The sequence below is a fragment of the Vibrio sp. HM8-C genome (assembly GCF_058630515.1).
Genome location: NZ_JBMMKS010000041.1, coordinates 1 through 985 on the forward strand (window position 1 = coordinate 1; position 985 = coordinate 985).

Genomic DNA, 985 nt, shown 5'->3' on the forward strand with positions numbered 1-985 from the left:
TGATGTAAAGAAAAAGTCACGCCGTAACACTTTGATGATAAATCCCATAGCGCGCTTTTTCCCGCAAGAGCCTGTCTTCAATATGGATTTTCGAGCGCACAGCGCCGAAGACATTGAGGCTTATCGTGACTTCTTCCGAATTCAGTACACCGAATATTTGGATCGCTGTTTGAAATTGTTCGTCACTCATGTGCTCGGTTTAACCTTGAACGCACCACGTGGATTTGGCTTCCAGTTCTACACCGAGTCGATGAAACTCACCACCTCAGACGGTGAAGACTTTTGCGGCTTCGTCGGTATTGGCGGAAACCAAGACTCCGTGCATTTTCAAATCAACGGTACGGGCTGCAAGCACGTGTTTGCCAAGTTGCAAGCGTGGGAACTGCACGGTTGGTTATCCAATGTGTTAGGCGTTCAACAATTGGCGCGTCTGGATTTGGCTTACGACGATTACCACGGTTTGTTTGATTGCGAGTACGCCTTAAAAGCCGCTTATGAAGATGCGTTTAGAACAGCATCACGCGGCATTTCTCCGACCGTCAATGAAAACCACAAATACCGCTTTGGTGACAATGGCGCGAAACACTACAGCCAAGAAATGGTCACCGTAGGCTCACGAACGTCCCGCATTTACTGGCGTATCTACAATAAAGCACTTGAGCAGAATCTCGCACAGAACGGCATGGTCTGGTATCGCACCGAGTGTGAACTGAAAAAATGGGACATCGATGCCCTATTAAACCCTGACGGCGCGTTTGCCGCTTTGAATGCCTTTAGCGCATCAATCTCAAGTGCTCCTGCATTCAACACCAAGCCCAAACCTGAAAAGCGTGTGGCGTGTGATGTGTTAACAGCGGCGTATTGGATGCGTCGTCAGTACGGAAAAATCCTCAATGCGCTGATCGAAGAATTCGACGGCGATATTCCCAAGGTCATTGGATTGCTGCAACGGGACGGACGCAAGTTCAGTTTCCCCGATACCTAT

The 985-nt window shown here is 48.8% G+C and carries 1 protein-coding gene; it reads left to right on the plus strand.

Annotated features, from left to right (window positions below; genetic code table 11):
* Window positions 1–985, plus strand: a 985-nt coding sequence (locus ACOSVQ_RS20630) for a replication initiation factor domain-containing protein (RefSeq protein WP_491984302.1), incomplete at both ends; no start/stop codon positions are given.